Origin of the sequence: Agromyces rhizosphaerae, assembly GCF_027925245.1 — a bacterium.
Taxonomy (GTDB): domain Bacteria; phylum Actinomycetota; class Actinomycetes; order Actinomycetales; family Microbacteriaceae; genus Agromyces; species Agromyces rhizosphaerae.
On the sequence record NZ_BSDP01000001.1, the window covers coordinates 3,399,718 to 3,417,727 of the forward strand.

16 protein-coding genes are annotated in these 18,010 nt (G+C 69.9%); 9 read left to right on the forward strand and 7 right to left on the reverse strand.

What is annotated here, in order from left to right; genetic code table 11:
* The first annotated feature begins 61 nt into the window (after positions 1 to 61).
* Entirely contained in the window at positions 62 to 1,576 is a 1,515-nt protein-coding gene (gene glpK / locus QMG39_RS16070; protein WP_281887320.1) for a glycerol kinase GlpK, read from the forward strand.
* On the opposite strand, the gene trpD is transcribed toward glpK, so the two are convergent.
* Positions 1,569 to 2,621 (reverse strand): anthranilate phosphoribosyltransferase, encoded by a 1,053-nt coding sequence (gene trpD, locus QMG39_RS16075; protein WP_281886755.1) that lies wholly within the window; start codon positions 2,619 to 2,621, stop codon positions 1,569 to 1,571. The two genes, glpK and trpD, sit on opposite strands and share 8 nt — an antisense overlap.
* A 132-nt stretch (positions 2,622 to 2,753) precedes the next feature.
* Between trpD and ctaE the strand changes: the two genes are divergently transcribed.
* From ctaE to QMG39_RS16105, 6 genes are read left to right on the forward strand one after another with little or no spacing between them, the layout of a single operon-like run.
* Positions 2,754 to 3,398 (forward strand): aa3-type cytochrome oxidase subunit III, encoded by a 645-nt coding sequence (ctaE, locus tag QMG39_RS16080; protein WP_281886757.1) that lies wholly within the window; start codon positions 2,754 to 2,756, stop codon positions 3,396 to 3,398.
* 50 nt (positions 3,399 to 3,448) lie between these two features.
* The gene (gene qcrC / locus QMG39_RS16085; protein ID WP_281886759.1) at positions 3,449 to 4,240 is read left to right on the forward strand and encodes a cytochrome bc1 complex diheme cytochrome c subunit; all 792 of its coding nucleotides are present in this window, start codon (positions 3,449 to 3,451) and stop codon (positions 4,238 to 4,240) included.
* Positions 4,241 to 4,276: 36 nt separating this feature from the next.
* Positions 4,277 to 5,353: a cytochrome bc1 complex Rieske iron-sulfur subunit gene (gene qcrA / locus QMG39_RS16090; protein ID WP_281886761.1), complete on the forward strand. Its 1,077-nt coding sequence runs from the start codon at positions 4,277 to 4,279 to the stop codon at positions 5,351 to 5,353.
* Positions 5,350 to 6,966, forward strand: coding sequence for a cytochrome bc1 complex cytochrome b subunit (qcrB, locus tag QMG39_RS16095; protein WP_281886763.1), 1,617 nt, complete (start codon positions 5,350 to 5,352; stop codon positions 6,964 to 6,966). The genes qcrA and qcrB overlap by 4 nt, the downstream gene beginning before the upstream one ends.
* Before the next feature lie 26 nt (positions 6,967 to 6,992).
* Complete coding sequence (locus QMG39_RS16100) at positions 6,993 to 7,847, forward strand: methyltransferase domain-containing protein (RefSeq protein WP_281886764.1); 855 nt, start codon at positions 6,993 to 6,995, stop codon at positions 7,845 to 7,847.
* 24 nt (positions 7,848 to 7,871) lie between these two features.
* A complete protein-coding gene (locus QMG39_RS16105) occupies positions 7,872 to 8,531 on the forward strand; it encodes a class I SAM-dependent methyltransferase (protein WP_281886766.1) in 660 nt (219 codons plus the stop codon).
* Between the two features lie 18 nt (positions 8,532 to 8,549).
* Here the strand turns inward: QMG39_RS16105 and ctaF are convergent, their stop codons facing one another.
* The 5 genes from ctaF to QMG39_RS16130 all read right to left on the reverse strand — a co-directional run bounded on the left by ctaF (position 8,550) and on the right by QMG39_RS16130 (position 13,641).
* A complete protein-coding gene (ctaF, locus tag QMG39_RS16110) occupies positions 8,550 to 8,966 on the reverse strand; it encodes an aa3-type cytochrome oxidase subunit IV (RefSeq protein WP_281886768.1) in 417 nt (138 codons plus the stop codon).
* Positions 8,967 to 10,703, reverse strand: coding sequence for an aa3-type cytochrome oxidase subunit I (gene ctaD, locus QMG39_RS16115; protein ID WP_281886770.1), 1,737 nt, complete (start codon positions 10,701 to 10,703; stop codon positions 8,967 to 8,969).
* Between the two features lie 5 nt (positions 10,704 to 10,708).
* Positions 10,709 to 11,602: an aa3-type cytochrome oxidase subunit II gene (ctaC, locus tag QMG39_RS16120; RefSeq protein ID WP_281886772.1), complete on the reverse strand. Its 894-nt coding sequence runs from the start codon at positions 11,600 to 11,602 to the stop codon at positions 10,709 to 10,711.
* 182 nt (positions 11,603 to 11,784) lie between these two features.
* On the reverse strand, positions 11,785 to 12,138 hold the full coding sequence (gene erpA / locus QMG39_RS16125; RefSeq protein ID WP_281886773.1) for an iron-sulfur cluster insertion protein ErpA: 354 nt from the start codon (positions 12,136 to 12,138) through the stop codon (positions 11,785 to 11,787).
* Between the two features lie 81 nt (positions 12,139 to 12,219).
* Positions 12,220 to 13,641 carry a dipeptidase gene (locus QMG39_RS16130; protein WP_281886775.1) on the reverse strand — a complete coding sequence of 474 codons (1,422 nt, stop codon included), beginning with the start codon at positions 13,639 to 13,641 and terminating at the stop codon, positions 12,220 to 12,222.
* Here QMG39_RS16130 and QMG39_RS16135 point away from each other — a divergent pair.
* Entirely contained in the window at positions 13,640 to 14,269 is a 630-nt protein-coding gene (locus QMG39_RS16135) for a DUF3043 domain-containing protein (protein WP_373878336.1), read from the forward strand. The genes QMG39_RS16130 and QMG39_RS16135 overlap by 2 nt on opposite strands.
* A gap of 9 nt (positions 14,270 to 14,278) precedes the next feature.
* Here QMG39_RS16135 and QMG39_RS16140 read toward each other — a convergent pair whose 3' ends face one another.
* Entirely contained in the window at positions 14,279 to 15,418 is a 1,140-nt protein-coding gene (locus QMG39_RS16140) for an alkaline phosphatase family protein (protein ID WP_281887322.1), read from the reverse strand.
* Between the two features lie 86 nt (positions 15,419 to 15,504).
* On the opposite strand from QMG39_RS16140, the gene QMG39_RS16145 reads away from it, so the two are divergent.
* Positions 15,505 to 17,982 (forward strand): DNA gyrase/topoisomerase IV subunit A, encoded by a 2,478-nt coding sequence (locus QMG39_RS16145; protein ID WP_281886779.1) that lies wholly within the window; start codon positions 15,505 to 15,507, stop codon positions 17,980 to 17,982.
* Positions 17,983 to 18,010: the final 28 nt, after the last annotated feature.

Here is an 18,010-nt window from a genome sequence, read left to right on the forward strand (position 1 = left end):
CTGGTGCCCGCGTCGGTATCGTGGATGCCGCGCGTCGATGCGCGACCCGGGAGGCACGCTGATGGGCGAGTACGTGATCGCGATCGACCAGGGCACCACGAGCACGCGCGCGATGGTGTTCGATCACGGCGGCGGCATCGTCTCGACCGGGCAGCTCGAGCACCGGCAGATCCTCCCGCGCGCCGGCTGGGTCGAGCACGACCCGATCGAGATCTGGCGCAACACGGGCGAGGTGATCGGCCAGGCGCTCGGGAAGGCGAGCATCACGCGCCACGACATCGCGGCGATCGGCATCACCAACCAGCGCGAGACCGCTGTCGTCTGGGATCGCTCCACGGGCCTGCCCGTCTACAACGCCATCGTCTGGCAGGACACCCGCACGCAGCCCATCGTCGACCGCCTGTCGGCCGACGGAGGCCCCGGCAGGTTCGCCGAGACGACCGGCCTGCCGCTCAACACCTACTTCTCGGGGACGAAGCTCGCGTGGATCCTCGAGCACGTCGAGGGCGCCCGTGCCCGCGCCGAGGCCGGCGAGTTGCTCTTCGGCACCATCGACACCTGGCTCCTCTGGAACCTGACCGGCGGAGTGTCGGGCGGGGTGCATGCGACGGATGTCACGAACGCCAGCCGCACCCTGTTCATGGACCTCGAGACCCTGCAGTGGGACGACGAGATCCTCGCCGCGTTCGACGTGCCGCGCGCGATGCTGCCCGACATCCGCTCCTCCTCCGAGGTCTACGGCACCGCGGCACCCTCCAGCCTGCTGCGCGAGACGCCGATCGCCGGCATCCTCGGCGACCAGCAGGCGGCCACCTTCGGGCAGGCCGCATTCGACGCCGGCGAGTCGAAGAACACCTACGGCACGGGCAACTTCCTGATCGTGAACACCGGCGAGGAGATCGTCCGCTCCGACAACGGGCTCCTCACCACCGTGGGCTACCGCCTGGGCGACGGACCGGCCCACTACGCCCTGGAGGGGTCCATCGCGGTCACCGGCTCTCTCGTGCAGTGGGTGCGCGACAACCTCGGGCTCATCTCGACCGCCGCGGAGATCGAGGAGATCGCCAAGACGGCCGACGACAACGGCGGCGCCTACTTCGTGCCGGCCTTCTCCGGGCTCTACGCGCCCTACTGGCGGCCGGACGCCCGCGGCGCGCTCGTCGGCCTCACCCGCTTCGTGCACAAGGGGCACCTCGCCCGCGCGGTGCTCGAGTCCACCGCGTTCCAGACCCGCGAGGTGCTCGACGCCGTGATCGCCGACACCGGCACCCCGCCGACCGAGCTGAAGGTCGACGGCGGCATGACGGCCAACGACACGCTGCTGCAGTTCCAGGCGGACATCCTGGGCATCCCCGTGGTGCGCCCGGTCGTCGCGGAGACGACCGCGCTCGGCGCCGCCTACGCGGCCGGCCTCGCGACCGGCGTGTGGAGCGACCTCGACGAGCTCCGCGCCAACTGGAAGGAGGACCGGCGCTGGGAGCCCGACATCGACCAGGCCGAACGGGACCGCCTCATGCGCCAGTGGCGCAAGGCCGTCACGAAGACCTTCGACTGGGTCGACGAGGACGTCAGCTGACGGTCGCCGCGACCCACGCCTCGAGCTTCGCCGCCGCGGCGCCCGAGTCGATCGCCTCGGCCGCGACGGCGAGCTGCTCGCGGAACCGGTCGAGGATGGGGCGCTGCAGCTGGGAGGGATCGCGCGCGAGCTCGTACGAGACGAGCCCTGCCGCCGCGTTGAGCAGCACGATGTCACGCACCGGGCCCGCCGCGCCGGCGAAGACCTCGCGCACGACCTGCGCGTTGTGCGCCGCGTCCCCGCCGAGCAGGTCGGCGATCTGCGCGCGTGCGATGCCCAGGTCGCGCGGGTCGAGGTCGTGCTCGCGCACCGTACCGCCCGACACCTCCCAGATGTGGCTGTGACCGGTGGTCGTGAGCTCGTCGAGCCCGTCGTCGCCGCGGAACACGAGCGCCGTCGCCCCGCGCGTCTGGAAGACGCCGACGATCAACGGCACGCGGTCGAGCTGCGCGACGCCCACGGCGGAGGCCTCGGCGCGCGCCGGGTTGCAGAGCGGGCCGAGGATGTTGAACACGGTCGGGATGCCGAGGTCGGCACGGGTCGGACCCGCGTGACGGAACCCCGGGTGGAAGGCCGCCGCGTAGACGAAGGTGATGCCGACCTCGTCGAGCACGGCCGAGACGCGCGCGGGCTCGATGCCGAGGTCGACGCCGAGCGCGGCCAGCACGTCGGAGGAGCCCGAGGCCGAGCTCGCGGCGCGGTTGCCGTGCTTGACGACGGGTACGCCGGATGCCGCCGCGACGATCGAGGCCATGGTCGACACGTTCACCGTGCCGACGCGGTCGCCGCCCGTGCCCACGATGTCGAGCGCCATCGGGTCGACGTCGAGCGCGACGGCGTGCTCGAGGATCGCGTCGCGGAACCCGACCACCTCGTCGACCGTCTCGCCCTTGGCGCGCAGCGCGACCAGGAAGGCCGCCAGCTGCGCGGGGCTCGCGGAGCCGGTCATCACCTGCTCCATGCACCATGCCGCCTCGGCGACGCTCAGGTCCTCGCGGTCGAGGAGGGCGGTCAGGACCGACGGCCAGGTGGGGGTCTCGGGCATGCCACGATCCTAGCCAGACCCGATTCCCTGCGGATTCACGGGCCGTTCACGGGTGATAACGAGGGTCGCTCCCATCCGTTTCCGAGACACGTACGGCACCCTGCTCAAAACCGGCCTGAGAAATCGGCCATAATGGGGAGCGTGACGAGCTCCTCAATCGCCCCTGCGGCCACATCGCCCGTGATCAACAGGCCCAACACCGTCGCGGTGGGCACGATCGTCTGGCTGGGCAGCGAGGTGATGTTCTTCGCCGGCCTGTTCGCGATCTACTTCACCCTGCGCTCGACCTCGCCGGAACTGTGGAACTTCGAGGCCGGACGCCTGAACGTCCCGTACGCGGCCATCAACACCGCGATCCTGGTCGCCTCGTCCTTCACCGCGCAGTTCGGCGTGTTCGCTGCGGAGAAGTTCCAGCCGCGACGCACCGGCGGGCCCTTCAACCTCATGAAGTGGGGTCTCGTCGAGTGGTTCCTGCTGAGCTACGTGCTCGGCGCGATCTTCGTCGCCGGCCAGGTGCTCGAGTACGCCACGCTCGTGTCCGAGGGCATCGCGCTCGACTCGAACGCCTACGGCTCGGCCTTCTACCTGACCACCGGCTTCCACGCGCTCCACGTGACCGGCGGCCTCATCGCCATGCTCCTCGTGGTCGGCCGTGCCTACGCGGTCTCGCACTTCGGCCACAAGGAGGCGACCAGCGCGATCGTCGTGTCGTACTACTGGCACTTCGTCGACGTCGTCTGGATCGGCCTGTTCTTCGTCATCTACGTCCTCAAATGACGCACCGGGAGCCCACGAACATCCGCATGCACCGCAACAGGAAGAGAACGATGACCAGCTCGAAGCGTCGGACGGGACGACGTTCCCCGCTCGCCACCGTGGCGCTCCTCGCCCTCGGGCTCGTGTTCACCGGCGGCGCGTACGCCGCCTTCAGCACGGGCACCGCGCAGGCCGAGGTCGACGCGACCTCGCAGCAGACGATCGAGGAGGGCAAGAAGCTCTTCCAGGCCAACTGCGCCACCTGCCACGGCCTGGATGGCGAGGGCGCCGAGGCCGGTCCGAGCCTCATCGGCGTCGGCGCGGCAGCGGTCGACTTCCAGGTCGGCACGGGCCGAATGCCCATGCAGATGCAGGGCCCGCAGGCCGAGCAGAAGCCGGTGCAGTTCACCGATGAGCAGACCAAGCAGCTCGCCTACTACGTGGCGTCACTCGGACCGGGCCCGGACATCCCGGCGGACCACCTCGTCAACGGCGGCGGCGACGCGGCGAACGGTGCCGAGCTCTTCCGCATCAACTGCGCGATGTGCCACAACGTGGCCGGTGCCGGCGGCGCGCTCACCGAGGGCAAGTACGCTCCCGCGCTGAACGACGTCTCGGGCGTCCACATCTACGAGGCGATGGTCACGGGCCCGCAGAACATGCCGGTGTTCAACGACCTGAACATCACCCCCGAGGACAAGCGCGACATCATCACCTACCTGCAGTACATCCAGGACAACCGCTCCCCCGGCGGATTCGAGCTCGGCTCGCTCGGCCCGGTGTCCGAGGGCCTCTTCATCTGGATCTTCGGTCTCGGCGCGATCGTCGCGATCACGGTGTGGATCACGGCGAAGTCGAACTAGGCGCACGGGCTACGAGGAAGCGTAAGAAGGAGAACCATGGCACAGGACGACAACGACGGTACTGAAATCGTCGCTGCCGGCTCGTCATCGCACGGGCAGGAGGTCGCCGCCTCCCCCGGGACCGCAGTGATCCCTGCGGACGGATTCGAGAACCCCGGATTCCCCGAGCACCGCAAGCGCGTCACCGACCTCGACCCGAAGAAGGCGAAGTCGGCGGAGCGCGGCGTCTACACGCTGTTCTACCTCTCGATCGTCGGCAGCGTCTGGGCGATCGCGGCGTACATGCTGTTCCCGATGGAGTCGGGAGACGTGTTCGACGTCCGGCTCAACAACCTGTTCTTCGGGCTCGGCGTGGCGCTCGCACTGCTCGCCATCGGCTTCGGCGCGGTGCACTGGGCCAAGGCGCTCATGCACGACGTCGAGCTGGCCGACGAGCGTCACCCCGTCCGCGGCAGCGAGGAGACCCGTGCCGCCGCGGTCAAGGTGTTCCAGGACGCCGACCAGGAGTCCGGCTTCACGCGCCGTTCGGCGATCCGCAACAGCCTCATCGGTGCGCTGGTCGTGTTCCCGCTTCCCGCCGTCGTGCTGTTCCGCGGGTTCGCCCCGCAGGACCAGAACCCGGTCGAGCTGCTCAGCCACACCATGTGGGCCGAGGGCACGCGCCTCACGCTCGACCCCTCCGGCGTGCCCATCAAGGCGTCGGACGTCACGATCGGCAGCGCCTTCCACGTGATCCCCGAGGGCCTCAACGAGCTCGAGCACCACAAGCTCGAGGAGAAGGCCAAGGCCGCCGTGCTCCTCATGCGCCTGAACCCGGAGGAGCTCAACGAGACGGCCGACCGTGCCGACTGGTCGTACCAGGGCATCGTCGCGTACTCCAAGATCTGCACGCACGTCGGATGCCCCGTGGCTCTGTACGAGCAGCACACGCACCACCTGCTCTGCCCCTGCCACCAGTCGCAGTTCGACGTCGCGAACCACTGCGAGGTCATCTTCGGCCCGGCGAAGCGGCCGCTCCCCCAGCTGCCGATCGCAGTCGATGACGAGGGCTACCTCGTCGCGCAGAGCGACTTCACCGAACCCGTCGGCCCGAGCTTCTGGGAGCGTCATTGAGCACCGCAGTCCCGACCACCAGCGCCCCCGCCAAGCGGAAGGGCGGCTTCACGGCCGCCGCTTCGAACTACATCGATGAGCGCACGAGCATCTCGACCGTCGTCAAGGAGCTCGGCCGCAAGGCCTTCCCCGACCACTGGTCGTTCCTGCTCGGCGAGATCGCGCTGTTCAGCTTCGTCGTCGTGCTCATCACGGGCACGTTCCTGACGTTCTTCTTCCAGGCCTCGATGGCCGAGGTGCACTACGAGGGCTCGTACGTGCCCCTCAAGGGCATCGAGATGTCGGTCGCGATGGCGTCGACCCTCGACATCTCATTCGACCTGCGCGGCGGCCTGTTCGTGCGCCAGATGCACCACTGGGCGGCCCTGCTGTTCGTGGCGGCCATCGGCCTGCACATGCTGCGCATCTTCTTCACCGGTGCGTTCCGCAAGCCGCGCGAGCTCAACTGGGTCATCGGCTTCGTGCTCTTCGTGCTCGCGATGGGCGAGGGCTTCACCGGCTACTCACTCCCCGACGACCTCCTCTCGGGCAACGGCCTCCGCATCATCGACGGCATGATCAAGGGCATGCCGGTGATCGGCACCTGGACCTCGTTCCTGCTGTTCGGCGGCGAGTTCCCGGGTACCGCGATCGTCGGGCGCCTCTACACGCTCCACATCCTGCTGCTGCCCGCAATCATCGTCGCGCTGATCGCGGTGCACCTGCTGTTCGTGGTCGTGCACAAGCACACGCAGTACGCCGCGCCGGGCAAGACGCCGCTCAACGCGGTCGGTCCGCCCGTCATGCCCGTGTACGCGGCCAAGGCCGGTGGCTTCTTCTTCATCGTCTTCGGCGTGCTCGCACTCATCTCGTCGCTGTTCACGATCAACCCGATCTGGAACTACGGCCCGTACGACCCGTCGCCGGTGTCGGCCGGTACGCAGCCCGACTGGTACATCGGCTTCGCCGACGGCGCGCTGCGCCTCATCCCGCCGGGGTGGGAGTTCGTCTGGCTCGAGCGCACGTGGTCGTTCAACATCCTCGTGCCGCTCGTGGGGCTGCTGGTCTTCCTGGGCCTCGTGTTCATCTACCCGTTCATCGAGGCGTGGGTCACGGGCGACAAGCGCGAGCACCACATCGCCGACCGTCCGCGCAACGCGCCGACGCGCACCGCGATCGGTGCCGCGGGTGTCACGTTCTACGCCGGCCTCTGGGCCGCGGCGAGCTCGGACCTCATCGCGACGCACTTCAAGCTCACGATGGAGGGGGTCATCCATTCGCTCCAGGCGGTGGTCATCCTCGGGCCGTTCCTCGCGTACTTCATCACGAAGCGCGTCTGCATCGCCCTGCAGAAGAAGGACCGCGAGGTCGTGCTGCACGGCTACGAGTCGGGCCGCATCGTGAAGCTGCCCGGCGGCGAGTTCATCGAGGTGCACCAGCCCCTCGACGAGTACGACCGCTGGCGCCTCGTGAGCTACGAGAGCTATGCACCGCTCATGATCCGTCCCGACGCGCAGGGCAAGATCTCGGTGTGGCAGAAGATGCGCGCAGGCGTCTCGCGGTGGTTCTTCGAGGACCGCATCGCGCCCGTCACCCGCGGCGAGCTCGAGGCATCGCACTCGGACCACCACTGACGCAACCGCCTCGGATCGGGCACCGCATGACCGATCGACGACCCGTCGATCTGCTGCGGTGCCCGTTCTGCGTCTCCGCCCTCGACGGCGATGCCGCGGCGACCGTGCGCTGCGAGCGCGGGCACGCGTTCGACGCGAACCGTCGCGGATACCTCACGCTCTTCCCCCGCAAGCGCCCGAACGTCCGGGGCGACACGACGGCGATGCTCGCCGCACGCGAGCGGGTGCTCGACAGCGCAGCGTACCTCGCACTGCGCGAGGCCGTGGCCGAAGCGGTCGCGACGGATGCCCCCGAGCACGTCGTCGTCGCCGATCTGGGATGCGGCACCGGGCAGTACGCCGTCTCCGCACTCGCGCGCCTCGACGACCCGGCCGGCGCCGTCGTGGCGGACCTCTCCTCCGACGCCGTCAGGCTGGCCGTACGGCGTCTGCGCGGGGCATCCGTGCCGGTCGCCGTCGGCGTCGTGCTCGACCTCTGGTCGCCGCTGCCGCTCGCGTCAGGCGCGTTCGACCGGGTGCTCAACGTGTTCGCGCCGCGCAACCTGCCCGAGTTCGCGCGCATCCTCGCTCCCGGCGGACGGCTGGTCACGGTCATTCCGGCCGATGACCACCTCGCCGAGCTCCGCGCGGGCGGCGCCATGATCGACGTGCGGGCCGGCAAGCGGGAGCAGGTGCTGTCGGATGCCGCGGCGGCAGGCCTCCGCCTCGTCGACTCCGTGCACGTCGCCGGCGAGCTCGCGCCGACGGCGCAGCTGGTCGACGACCTCGTGGCGATGGGCCCGTCCGCCCACCACCCACGGGGCGACCGACCGACGACCGGCGAGCTGCCGCCGCGCATCAGCACCGCCGTCGACGTGCTGGTCCTCGCCCGCGCGGTCTGACGGCCACGGGAGCATACTGGGTCCGTGGACCCATGCTGCGAGCCGGGCGACTCGAGCCGATACGAGGCGATCTTCGACACGGAGTTCGCAGAGTCCGTCGCGCGGGACTATCGGCGACGCGGACTCCCCCGGCTCGAGCGGCGCATCCTGGCGTTCGCCGACCACGTCGGCGTGCAGGACGCCTCCGTGCTGGAGATCGGCGGCGGCGTCGGTGAGCTCCAACTCGAGCTGCTCGAGCGCGGCGCCGCGCATTCGGTGAACCTGGAGCTGTCGGGCGAGTACGAGCGCATCGCGCAACGGCTGCTGTCCGAGCACGGGCTCGAGCGCCGAGCGACACGACATGTCGGCCTCGATCTCGCGGAGCATCCCGACGTGGTCGCTCCCGCCGACCTGGTGGTGCTGAACCGCGTGGTGTGCTGCTATCCGCACGCCGTGCGGCTGCTCACCGCCGCCGCCGATCGTGCCACGCGCGCGCTCGTGTTCACGCACCCGCCGCGCACGCCGTTCACGCGAGTGAGGACGGGCGTCAAGAACGCGCTGCGCCGCCGCAGCGGCCAGTCCTTCCGCGGATACGTGCACCGCCCCGACCTGATGGTCGAGGCGGTGCGCGCGTGCGGATTCGAGGTGCCGCTCCGGAGCCGGGGGTTCCGCTGGTGGCTCGTCGGTGCGATCAGGCCCGCATGAGCCCGACGCGCCCCGCCACTATCGTGCGAAGTTGCCGCGGTAGTACTCGTAGGTCCAGCCGACGAGGCTGATCACGACGACGGGCAGCGAGATGAACGTGATCCAGAAGCCGACCGCGAGTCCGAGGAAGCCGAGCGCGGCGGCGGCGGCGAGCATGATCGGCCACCAGCTCCACGGGCTGAAGAAGCCGAGCTCCGCGTCGCCGTCGTCGATGTTCGCGTCGAGACGGTCCTCCGGGAGCTCACCGCCCTGTGCGTGATGCACCCTGCCGAGGTAGAAGGCGATGAACGCCGCGAGCACGGCGCTGAGGCCGATCGCGACCAGGCCGACCCACTCCGGCTCGCCGTACTCGAGGATCGCCCAGACGATGTACGCGACGTCGGCGAGTGCGAAGAACGCGCCGATGATCCAGAAAATGGCGACATTCGCGCGCATCTACTTGACCTTCCCTTCCGTGACCTCGTAGGTCGGAGCATCCGGGGCGTCCTTGGCCGGCCCGATGCCGATCGGAAGTGCGGCCTCGGGGTGGTTGAGGTCGAACGCCGGCGACTCCGACCGGATGCGCGGGATCGACGTGAAGTTGTGGCGCGGCGGCGGGCAGCTGGTCGCCCACTCGAGCGAGCGGCCGTAGCCCCACGGGTCGTTCACCGTCACCTTGGGCGCACGGCGGGCCGTGATGAAGACGTTCAGGAAGAACGGGATCAGCGAGACCGCGAGGATCATCGCGCCGATCGTCGAGAGCTGGTTCATCCAGGTGATGTTGTCCTCGGGCAGGTACGAGTAGTACCGGCGCGGCATGCCGACCACGCCCAGCCAGTGCTGGATGAGGAAGGTGGTGTGGAAGCCGATGAACAGCAGCCAGAAGTGCCACTGGCCGAGGCGCTCGCTCAGCATCTTGCCGGTCCACTTCGGCCACCAGAAGTAGAAGCCGGCGAACATCGCGAACACGACGGTGCCGAAGACGACGTAGTGGAAGTGCGCCACGACGAAGTAGCTGTCGGAGACGTGGAAGTCGAGCGGCGGCGACGCCAGGATGACGCCGGTCAGCCCGCCGAACACGAACGTGATGAGGAAGCCGAGCGACCACACGAGCGGCATCTCGAACGTGATCGAGCCTCGCCACATCGTGCCGATCCAGTTGAAGATCTTCACGCCCGTCGGTACCGCGATGAGCATGGTCAGCAGCGCGAAGAACGGCAGCAGCACCGAGCCGGTGACGTACATGTGGTGCGCCCACACGGTCACCGACAGCGCGGCGATCGCGATCGTGGCGTACACGAGGGTCTTGTACCCGAAGATCGGCTTCCGGCTGAAGACGGGGAAGATCTCGGAGACGATGCCGAAGAACGGCAGCGCGATGATGTAGACCTCCGGATGGCCGAAGAACCAGAACAGGTGCTGCCAGAGGATGACGCCGCCGTTCGCGGGATCGTAGATATGGGCCCCGAAGATGCGGTCGGCCGATGCGGCGAGGATGGCCGCGGCGAGCACCGGGAAGGCCAGCAGCACGAGGATCGACGTCACGAGGGTGTTCCACGTGAAGATCGGCATGCGGAACATGGTCATGCCGGGAGCGCGCATCGTGATGATCGTGGTGATGAAGTTCACCGCGCCCATGATCGTGCCGAAGCCCGACATGCCGAGGCCGAGCATCCAGAGGTTGCCGCCGATACCCGGTGAGAACGTCGTGGACGCGAGTGGCTGGTAGGCGAACCAGCCGAACGACGCGGCGCCCTGCGGGGTGAGGAAGCCGGCGACGGCCATCAGCGAGCCGAAGTTGAACAGCCAGTAGGCCAGCGCGTTCAGTCGCGGGAACGCGACGTCGGGCGCGCCGATCTGCAGCGGCATGAGCACGTTCGCGAAGCCCGCGAACAGCGGGGTCGCGAACATGAGCAGCATGATCGTGCCGTGCATCGTGAACAGCTGGTTGTACTGCTCGCGCGTCTGGAGGATCTCCAGGCCCGGCTCGAACAGCTGCGCACGGATGATCAGCGCCATGACGCCGCCGATGCAGAAGTAGATGAACGAGGTGATCAGGTAGAGGTACCCGATGACCTTGTGGTCGGTGGAGGTGAGCCACTTGACCAGGATGTTGCCCTTGCGCTCCACGGAGGGAGGGCCGAAGGGCGACGGGCTGGCGCTCGGCCGAGCCGGTGCGGCGGTGGTGCTCATGTCGCTCAGTTCTCCTCTTCGTGCTCGACGACCTCGGGCGCGCCCGTGCCCGGCAGGTTCTGGTTGCGGTCGTACTCGCTCGACAGCTGGCCCGTCTGGCCGGCCGCGCGGAGCGAGTCGATGTAGGCGTCGTACTCGGCCTGCGAGACGACCTCGACGTTGAAGAGCATGAGCGAGTGGTACTCGCCGCACAGCTCGGCGCACTTGCCGGCGTAGGTGCCCTCGCGCATGGGCTCGATCGACATGTAGTTGGTCTTGCCCGGGTACATGTCCTTCTTGTAGAGGAAGTCGACGACCCAGAAGGAGTGGATCACGTCGCGCGACTCGAGCTCGATCTCGATCTTCTGGTTGACCGGGAGCACCAGCGTCGGCACCTCCGACTCGACCAGCGAGCCGTTCGAACCCTCCTCGACCTGGCCCTGGATGCCGGGCGAGTAGACGTTCTCGTCGACGTAGTTGAAGTCCCAGGCCCACTGCTTGGCGATGACCTCGATGGTGACGTCGGGGTTCTCGAACCGCGCCTCGATCTCGTTCTGGTCGCGCACGGTGAAGGCGAAGAAGCCGAGCACCAGGATCAGCGGGACGACCGTGTAGAAGACCTCGATCGGCATGTTGTAGCGCAGCTGCACCGGCAGGCCGGTCTGGCCGCGACGGCGGCGGTAGACGACGACGGCCCAGATCGTCAGGCCCCACGTGACGACGCCGACGACGAGCAGCACGATCCACGAGGTGACCCACAGGCCCGAGATCCGCTCGGTCTGGTTCGTCGTGGGCGCCTCACCCTCGACGAACCCCGGGAGGAAACCGTTCAACTGCGCCTGCGTGCATCCGGCGAGGACGATTGTGAGTGTCGCTGCGATCGGAAGAGCAGCCCATCGGAGACGGCGGTTCTGGCGCACCGGTGACCTTTCGGGAGATTCGTAGGCACTTCTCAGTGAAGTGGTGATCGTCCCCTAGCCTACTCTGACCCGCCGCCCACCGTGTGCACGATAGGGTGTCGCGTCGCATGCGGCGGGAACGCATCCGGGTACGACGAAGCGGGGGCGCCCCTGAGGGCGGCCCCCGCTTCCGTGGGTTCGTCTCAGTGGAACGAGTCGCCGCAGGCGCAGCTGCCCTGCGCGTTCGGGTTGTCGATCGTGAAGCCCTGCTTCTGGATGGTGTCCTCGAAGTCGATCGCGGCGCCGTCGAGGTACGGCACCGACATGCGGTCGACGATGACCTCGACGCCCTCGAAGTCGACGGTCGCGTCGCCGTCGAGGAGGCGCTCGTCGAAGTAGAGCTGGTAGATCAGCCCCGAGCATCCGCCCGGCTGCACGGCGACCCGCAGGCGGAGGTCGTCGCGGCCCTCCTGCTCGAGCAGGCTCTTCACCTTGGCGGCGGCCGTGTCGCTCAGCGTGACGCCGTGTGCGGCCGTCTCGGTGGTGGTCTGCGTCATGGTGCTCCTCGATCGATCGCGTCTGACGGGGTGTCCGGTGCGATTCTACCCCGGGCGGATGCCCCTGGGCCCGGTTCGCACTCAGGCGCCGCGCAGGTCCAGGCGCGCCAGGAACAGTGCCTCGGTGAGCACCGAGCGCTTGAACGCACCGAGGTGGAGCGACTCGTTCGGGCTGTGCGCGCGCGAGTCGGGGTCCTCCACCCCGGTCACGAGGATCTGCGCCTCGGGGAAGACCCGGGTGAGGTCGGCGATGAACGGGATCGAGCCGCCGATGCCGGTCTGGATCGGGGCGTTCGGCCAGGCGTCGCGCATCGCGTCCAGCACGGCGTCGACCGCCCAGCCGTCGGTGTCGACGAGGAACGGGTCGCCCGTCACCACGTCGTCGATGTCGACGTGCGCGCCGAACGGGGCATTGGCCCGGAGGTGCCGCTCGATCGCGGCGGCGGCGTCCGCGGCTGTCTGGCCGGGTGCGACGCGCACGCTGAGCTTCATCGTCACCGACGGCGAGAGCGTGTTCGAGGCATCGACGAGGCGGGGGGCCGACGTGCCCGTGACGGTGATGGCCGGCTGCGCCCACAGGCGCTGCAGGATCGTGCCGCGGCCCACCGGCGCCACCCCGTCGAGCAGCCCGGCCTCGGCGCGCAGCTGCGCCTCGTCGTACGGCGGCGTCTCCATGTCGATCGAGCGGAGTCCATCGACCGCGACGGCGCCCTCGTCGTCGTGGAGGCTCGCGAGCAGGCGCACCATCGCCATCATCGCGTCGGGCACCGCACCGCCGTACATGCCCGAGTGGGAGGCGTGCGCGAGCGTCGAGACCGTCACCCGGCAGGTGACGTTGCCGCGGAGCGCGACCGTGAGGGCCGGCGTCTCCGCGTCCCAGTTGGTCGAGTCGGCGACCACGATGGCGTCCGCCGCCAGGGCCTCGCGGTGCAGCTCGAGGAAGTTCGCGAACGAGCGCGAGCCGTCCTCCTCCTCGCCCTCGATGAAGAGCGCGACGCCGAGGTCGAATTCCGGGTTCGCCGCCACGAGCGCCCGGATCGCGGCGACGTGGGCCATGACGCCCGCTTTGTCGTCGGCCGCACCGCGGCCGTACAGGCGGTCGCCGCGCGCGGTGGGCTCGAACGGCGGCGAATCCCACTCCGAGTCCTCCCCCGGCGGCTGCACGTCGTGGTGGGCGTACAGCAGCACCGTCGGGCGTCCGTTGCGCGCGGCGCGGCGCGCGAGCACCGCGGGCTGGCCGAGCTCGGACGAGCCCTCGACCGGCGCACGCGCGATCTCGACGGTGTCGAACACGTCGAGGCCGCGCAGCAGCTCGGCGACGGCGTCGGCGCTCGCGGCGACGTGCGCGTGGTCGAATCCGGCCCACGCGACCGACGGGATGCGCACGAGTCGCGAGAGCTCGGCGACGGTCGTCGGGAACCCTGCGTCCACCGCCTCGCGGATGCGCTCCTCGCGTGCGTCGGCGGACGGCTGGTCGCTCCCGGTCGGGGCAGGCTGGTTCATGCGGGTAATCTTAAAGGCACCAGCAATCCGAGGATCAGACGTGGCGAAGACCCCCAGCAACGAGACCGAGCAGGCATCCGGCGGCGACGACGCCGCCCAGGCGCCGACGACCAAGGGCAAGGGCGTCCCGACGCCCTCCCGACGCGAGCAGGAGGCGGCGCGCAAGCGGCCCCTCGTGCCGAACGATCGCAAGGAGGCCGCCCGCATCCAGAAGGCGAAGTCCGCCGAGGCGCGCGAGCGCGCCCGCGTGGGCATGGCCGCGGGTGACGAGCGCTACCTCCCCCAACGCGACCGCGGACCGCAGAAGAAGTACATCCGCGATTACGTCGATGCGCGCTTCAGCCTCGGCGAGATCCTCATCCCGGTGATGTTCCTCGTGATCATCCTCACGTTCATCCCGAGCTACGAGACCCAGGTCATCGGCACCATGGGGCTCTGGGTGTTCTTCATCGCTGCGGTGATCGACGTGCTCTGGCTCGGCCGCACCCTGCGCAAGAAGCTCGCCGCGAAGTTCGGCGAGACCCGTGTCGAGGGCGGCATCCGCTGGTACGCGGCCATGCGCGCGCTCCAGCTGCGCCCGATGCGCCTGCCCAAGCCGCAGGTGAAGCGCGGCGACTACCCGAGCTGACGGTCGCGGTCAGCGGGCGTACGCGCCCGCCCGGATGAGCGGCACGCGAGCCTCCTCGTCGGTCGCCGAGCCGTGCTGGCCGACCATCGCGCGCGGCGCCGGATTCGGGTCGCGCCCGTCGTAGTACGCCACGAGCGACCGCGCGGCGACGACGAGGTCGCCGATCCGGGACTCCACGTCGGATGCCACGGGGCCGAACGCGCCCGCCGCGACGGCCTCCTCGCGGGTGAGCACCCATGCGCGGTGCTCCTCGGCGGCACGCCAGCGTGCGACGAGCGCCTCCCGCTGATCGGTGCCGAGGCCCGCATCGAACGTCAGGTACAGGCAGCGCGGGTCGCCCGCGACGTGCCGGATGCCCTCGACGAGCGCCGGATCCCGGTCGATCAGGACGTGCTTGTGCGCCGGCACGTCGACCACGCCGTGGTCCGCGGTCACGAGCAGCCCCGTGCCATGGGGCATCCGCCGCTCGAGCTCGCCGAACGCGGCGTCGACCCGCTCGAGCCCGGCCAGCCAGCGGTCCGACTCCCAGCCCACGGCGTGCGCCGCCATGTCGAGCTCGGGCACGTACAGGTAGACGACCGCGGGCCCGCCCTCCTCGGCGACCTCCCGCGCGGCCGCGAACCGGTCCTCGATCGACTCCGCCGCCCGGTACTCGGCGCCGCGGAGCGCCGCGCGCGTGAACCCCGACGCGCGGTACCGGCCCGGCCCGACCGCGACGGCGCGCACGCCCTGCGCGGCCGCCGCGTCGAAGAGCGTGGGGTGCGGCTGCCAGGCCAGCGGGTCGGTGCGTTCGGACTCCCACCCGCTCAGCAGGTTCACCGTGCGATCGCCGGCCGCGTCGAACACGCGGTAGCCGAGGATGCCGTGCTCCCCCGGCTCGAGCCCGGTCGTGAAGGTCGTGATGCCCGCGGCCGTGGTGGACGGGAACACCGTGCGCACGACGTCGCGCCTGCCGAATCGCGCCGAGAGGCGCCGCGCGTGGCCGGCACGTGCCCGCAGGTTCGACGCGCCGAGGCCGTCGACGAGCGCCACGATCGCCACGTCGGCCCGGCCCAGCCCGAGCCGGTTCGGCTCGCCGCGCACACTCGCGATCGCACTCGCCAGCACGTCGGTGAGCCGCGGGGCGTCGGGGGCGGCGACGGGTAGCATGGCTGGCACCGCGCCAGTCTCGCACAGCCCCGGCGCGGCCCCCGAGAACGACCGTGCCGCACCGGCACGCCCGACCGAGAGCACGGATGTCCCGAACGCCTGAGCTGCCCGCAGACGACCAGATCGCCGAACGCATCGAGGACGTCGATGTCGCCTCCGAGATGCAGGGCTCGTTCCTCGAGTACGCCTACTCCGTCATCTACTCCCGGGCCCTGCCCGACGCGCGCGACGGCCTGAAGCCCGTGCAGCGCCGCATCCTGTTCCAGATGAGCGAGATGGGCCTGCGGCCCGACCGCGGCCACGTGAAGTCGGCGCGCGTCGTCGGCGAGGTCATGGGGCGCCTGCACCCGCACGGTGACGCCGCCATCTACGACGCGCTCGTGCGCATGGCGCAGTCGTTCAGCCTGCGCGTGCCGTTCGTCGACGGGCACGGCAACTTCGGCTCGCTCGACGACGGCCCCGCCGCGCCCCGCTACACCGAGGCGCGGCTGGCCCCGCCGGCGCTGGCCATGGTCGAGAGCCTCGACGAGGACGTCGTCGACTTCGTGCCGAACTACGACAACTCGTTCATGCAGCCCGAGGTGCTCCCCGCCGCCATCCCGGGGCTCCTCGTCAACGGCGCGAGCGGCATCGCCGTCGGCATGGCGACGAACATGGCCCCGCACAACCTCAACGAGGTCGCGGCTGCCGCCCAGCACCTCATCGCGAACCCGGAGGCCACGCTCGACGAGCTCATGGAGTTCGTGCCCGGCCCCGACTTCCCCTCCGGGGGCACGATCGTCGGCCTCGGGGGCATCCGCGACGCCTATTCGACCGGCCGCGGCTCGTTCAAGACGCGCGCGAAGGTCAGCATCGAGCAGCTCACGGCCCGCAAGTCGGGCCTCGTCGTCACGGAGCTCCCCTACCTCGTCGGCCCCGAGCGCGTGATCGAGAAGATCAAGGACGGCGTCAACGCCAAGAAGATCACGGGCATCTCGGATGTCACCGACCTCACCGATCGCAAGCGCGGCATGCGCCTCGTGATCGGCGTGAAGACCGGGTTCAACCCGCAGGCCGTGCTCGAGCAGCTGTACCGGCTCACCCCCCTCGAGGACTCGTTCAACATCAACAACGTGACCCTGGTCGAGGGCCAGCCGCAGACGCTCGGACTGCGCGAGCTGCTCCAGGTGTACATCGGGCACCGCGTCAGCGTCGTCACGCGCCGCTCGCAGTTCCGCCTCACCAAGCGCAGGGACCGCCTGCACCTGGTCGAGGGCCTGCTCATCGCGATCCTCGACATCGACGAGGTCATCCAGGTGATCCGCACGTCGGATGACACGGAGCAGGCGCGCACCCGACTCATCGACGTGTTCGACCTGAGCACCCTCCAGGCCGAGTACATCCTCGAGCTGCGCCTGCGCCGGCTCACGAAGTTCTCGCGCATCGAGCTCGAGACCGAGCGCGACACGCTGCTCGCCGAGATCGCCGAGCTCGAGGAGCTGCTCGCGAGCGACCTGGCGATCCGCACCCTCGTGGCAGACGAGCTCGGCGACGTCGCCGAGAAGTATGGGTCGCCGCGGCGTACGCTGCTCACCGAGGCGAAGCAGCAGCCGGCGGGGGCGAAGCGGCGCAAGCAGGCCCCCGAGGATCTCGAGCACGCCGACGTGCCGTGCCGGGTGTTCCTCGGCGTGACCGGGCGCATTGCGCGCGTGGACCTGCCCATTCGCGAGGAGGGCCCCACCACGATCACGGTGCCCAAGCGCCGCAGCAAGCACGATGCCGTGCGGTCGGCGCTCGACACCACCAGTCGCACCGAGATCGGCGCGATCACCTCGCGCGGTCGACTCGTGCGCTTCTCCCCGCTCGAACTTCCCACCCCTGCGGCGAACTCGGTGCAGCTCGGCGCCGGCGTGCGGGTGCACGACTACCTGGCGCTCCCCGACCGCTCGGAACGCGTACTGGCCGTGGTGCCGCTCACGGGCGACGTTCCGATCGCGCTGGGCACCGCACAGGGCGTCGTCAAGCGCGTGGTTCCCTCGGCGTTCCCGAACAAGCCCGACTTCGAGGTGATCGCCCTGAAGCCCGGCGACGAGCTGATCGCCGCCGCGCCCGCACCCGACGACGCGGAACTGGTCTTCGTGGCCTCCGACGCGCAACTGCTGCACTTCCCCGCATCGGCCGTGCGGCCGCAGGGCGCCGCCGCGGGCGGCATGGCGGGCATCAAGCTGGGCGCCGACGCGCGCGTGGTGCACTTCACGGCGCTCTCCGCCGACGAGGTCGAGCAGGCGGTCGTGGCCACGGTCGCCGCCGGCGGCGAGACGCTCATGGGCACCGACCCCGGTTCGGCGAAGGTCAGCGCGTTCGCCGAGTTCCCCGGCAAGGGCCGTGCGACCGGCGGCGTGCGCGCGCAGCGCTTCCTCAAGGGCGAGGGCGAGCTCTCCGTCGCATGGGTCGGGCCCGAGCCGGCGCTCGCGGTCGGCTCCGACGGCTCGACCCGCACGCTGCCCGAGCCGGGCGCGAAGCGCGACGCATCGGGCACGCCGCTCGAGAAGGTCGTGGGCGCGATCGGCCGCCGCGTCGGCTGAGCCCACGGCGTCGCGCACGAGCGATCCG

Excerpts from the sequence above, each read along its gene's own strand:
- glpK (WP_281887320.1), top strand. The coding sequence starts at position 62 with ATGGGCGAGTACGTGATCGCGATCGACCAGGGCACCACGAGCACGCGC.
- trpD (WP_281886755.1), bottom strand. The coding sequence starts at position 2,621 with ATGCCCGAGACCCCCACCTGGCCGTCGGTCCTGACCGCCCTCCTCGAC.
- ctaE (WP_281886757.1), top strand. The coding sequence starts at position 2,754 with ATGGGGAGCGTGACGAGCTCCTCAATCGCCCCTGCGGCCACATCGCCC.
- qcrC (WP_281886759.1), top strand. The coding sequence starts at position 3,449 with ATGACCAGCTCGAAGCGTCGGACGGGACGACGTTCCCCGCTCGCCACC.
- qcrA (WP_281886761.1), top strand. The coding sequence starts at position 4,277 with ATGGCACAGGACGACAACGACGGTACTGAAATCGTCGCTGCCGGCTCG.
- QMG39_RS16100 (WP_281886764.1), top strand. The coding sequence starts at position 6,993 with ATGACCGATCGACGACCCGTCGATCTGCTGCGGTGCCCGTTCTGCGTC.
- ctaF (WP_281886768.1), bottom strand. The coding sequence starts at position 8,966 with ATGCGCGCGAATGTCGCCATTTTCTGGATCATCGGCGCGTTCTTCGCA.
- ctaD (WP_281886770.1), bottom strand. The coding sequence starts at position 10,703 with ATGAGCACCACCGCCGCACCGGCTCGGCCGAGCGCCAGCCCGTCGCCC.
- erpA (WP_281886773.1), bottom strand. The coding sequence starts at position 12,138 with ATGACGCAGACCACCACCGAGACGGCCGCACACGGCGTCACGCTGAGC.
- QMG39_RS16135 (WP_373878336.1), top strand. The coding sequence starts at position 13,640 with ATGCGGGTAATCTTAAAGGCACCAGCAATCCGAGGATCAGACGTGGCG.
- QMG39_RS16130 (WP_281886775.1), bottom strand. The coding sequence starts at position 13,641 with ATGAACCAGCCTGCCCCGACCGGGAGCGACCAGCCGTCCGCCGACGCA.
- QMG39_RS16140 (WP_281887322.1), bottom strand. The coding sequence starts at position 15,418 with ATGCTACCCGTCGCCGCCCCCGACGCCCCGCGGCTCACCGACGTGCTG.
- QMG39_RS16145 (WP_281886779.1), top strand. The coding sequence starts at position 15,505 with ATGTCCCGAACGCCTGAGCTGCCCGCAGACGACCAGATCGCCGAACGC.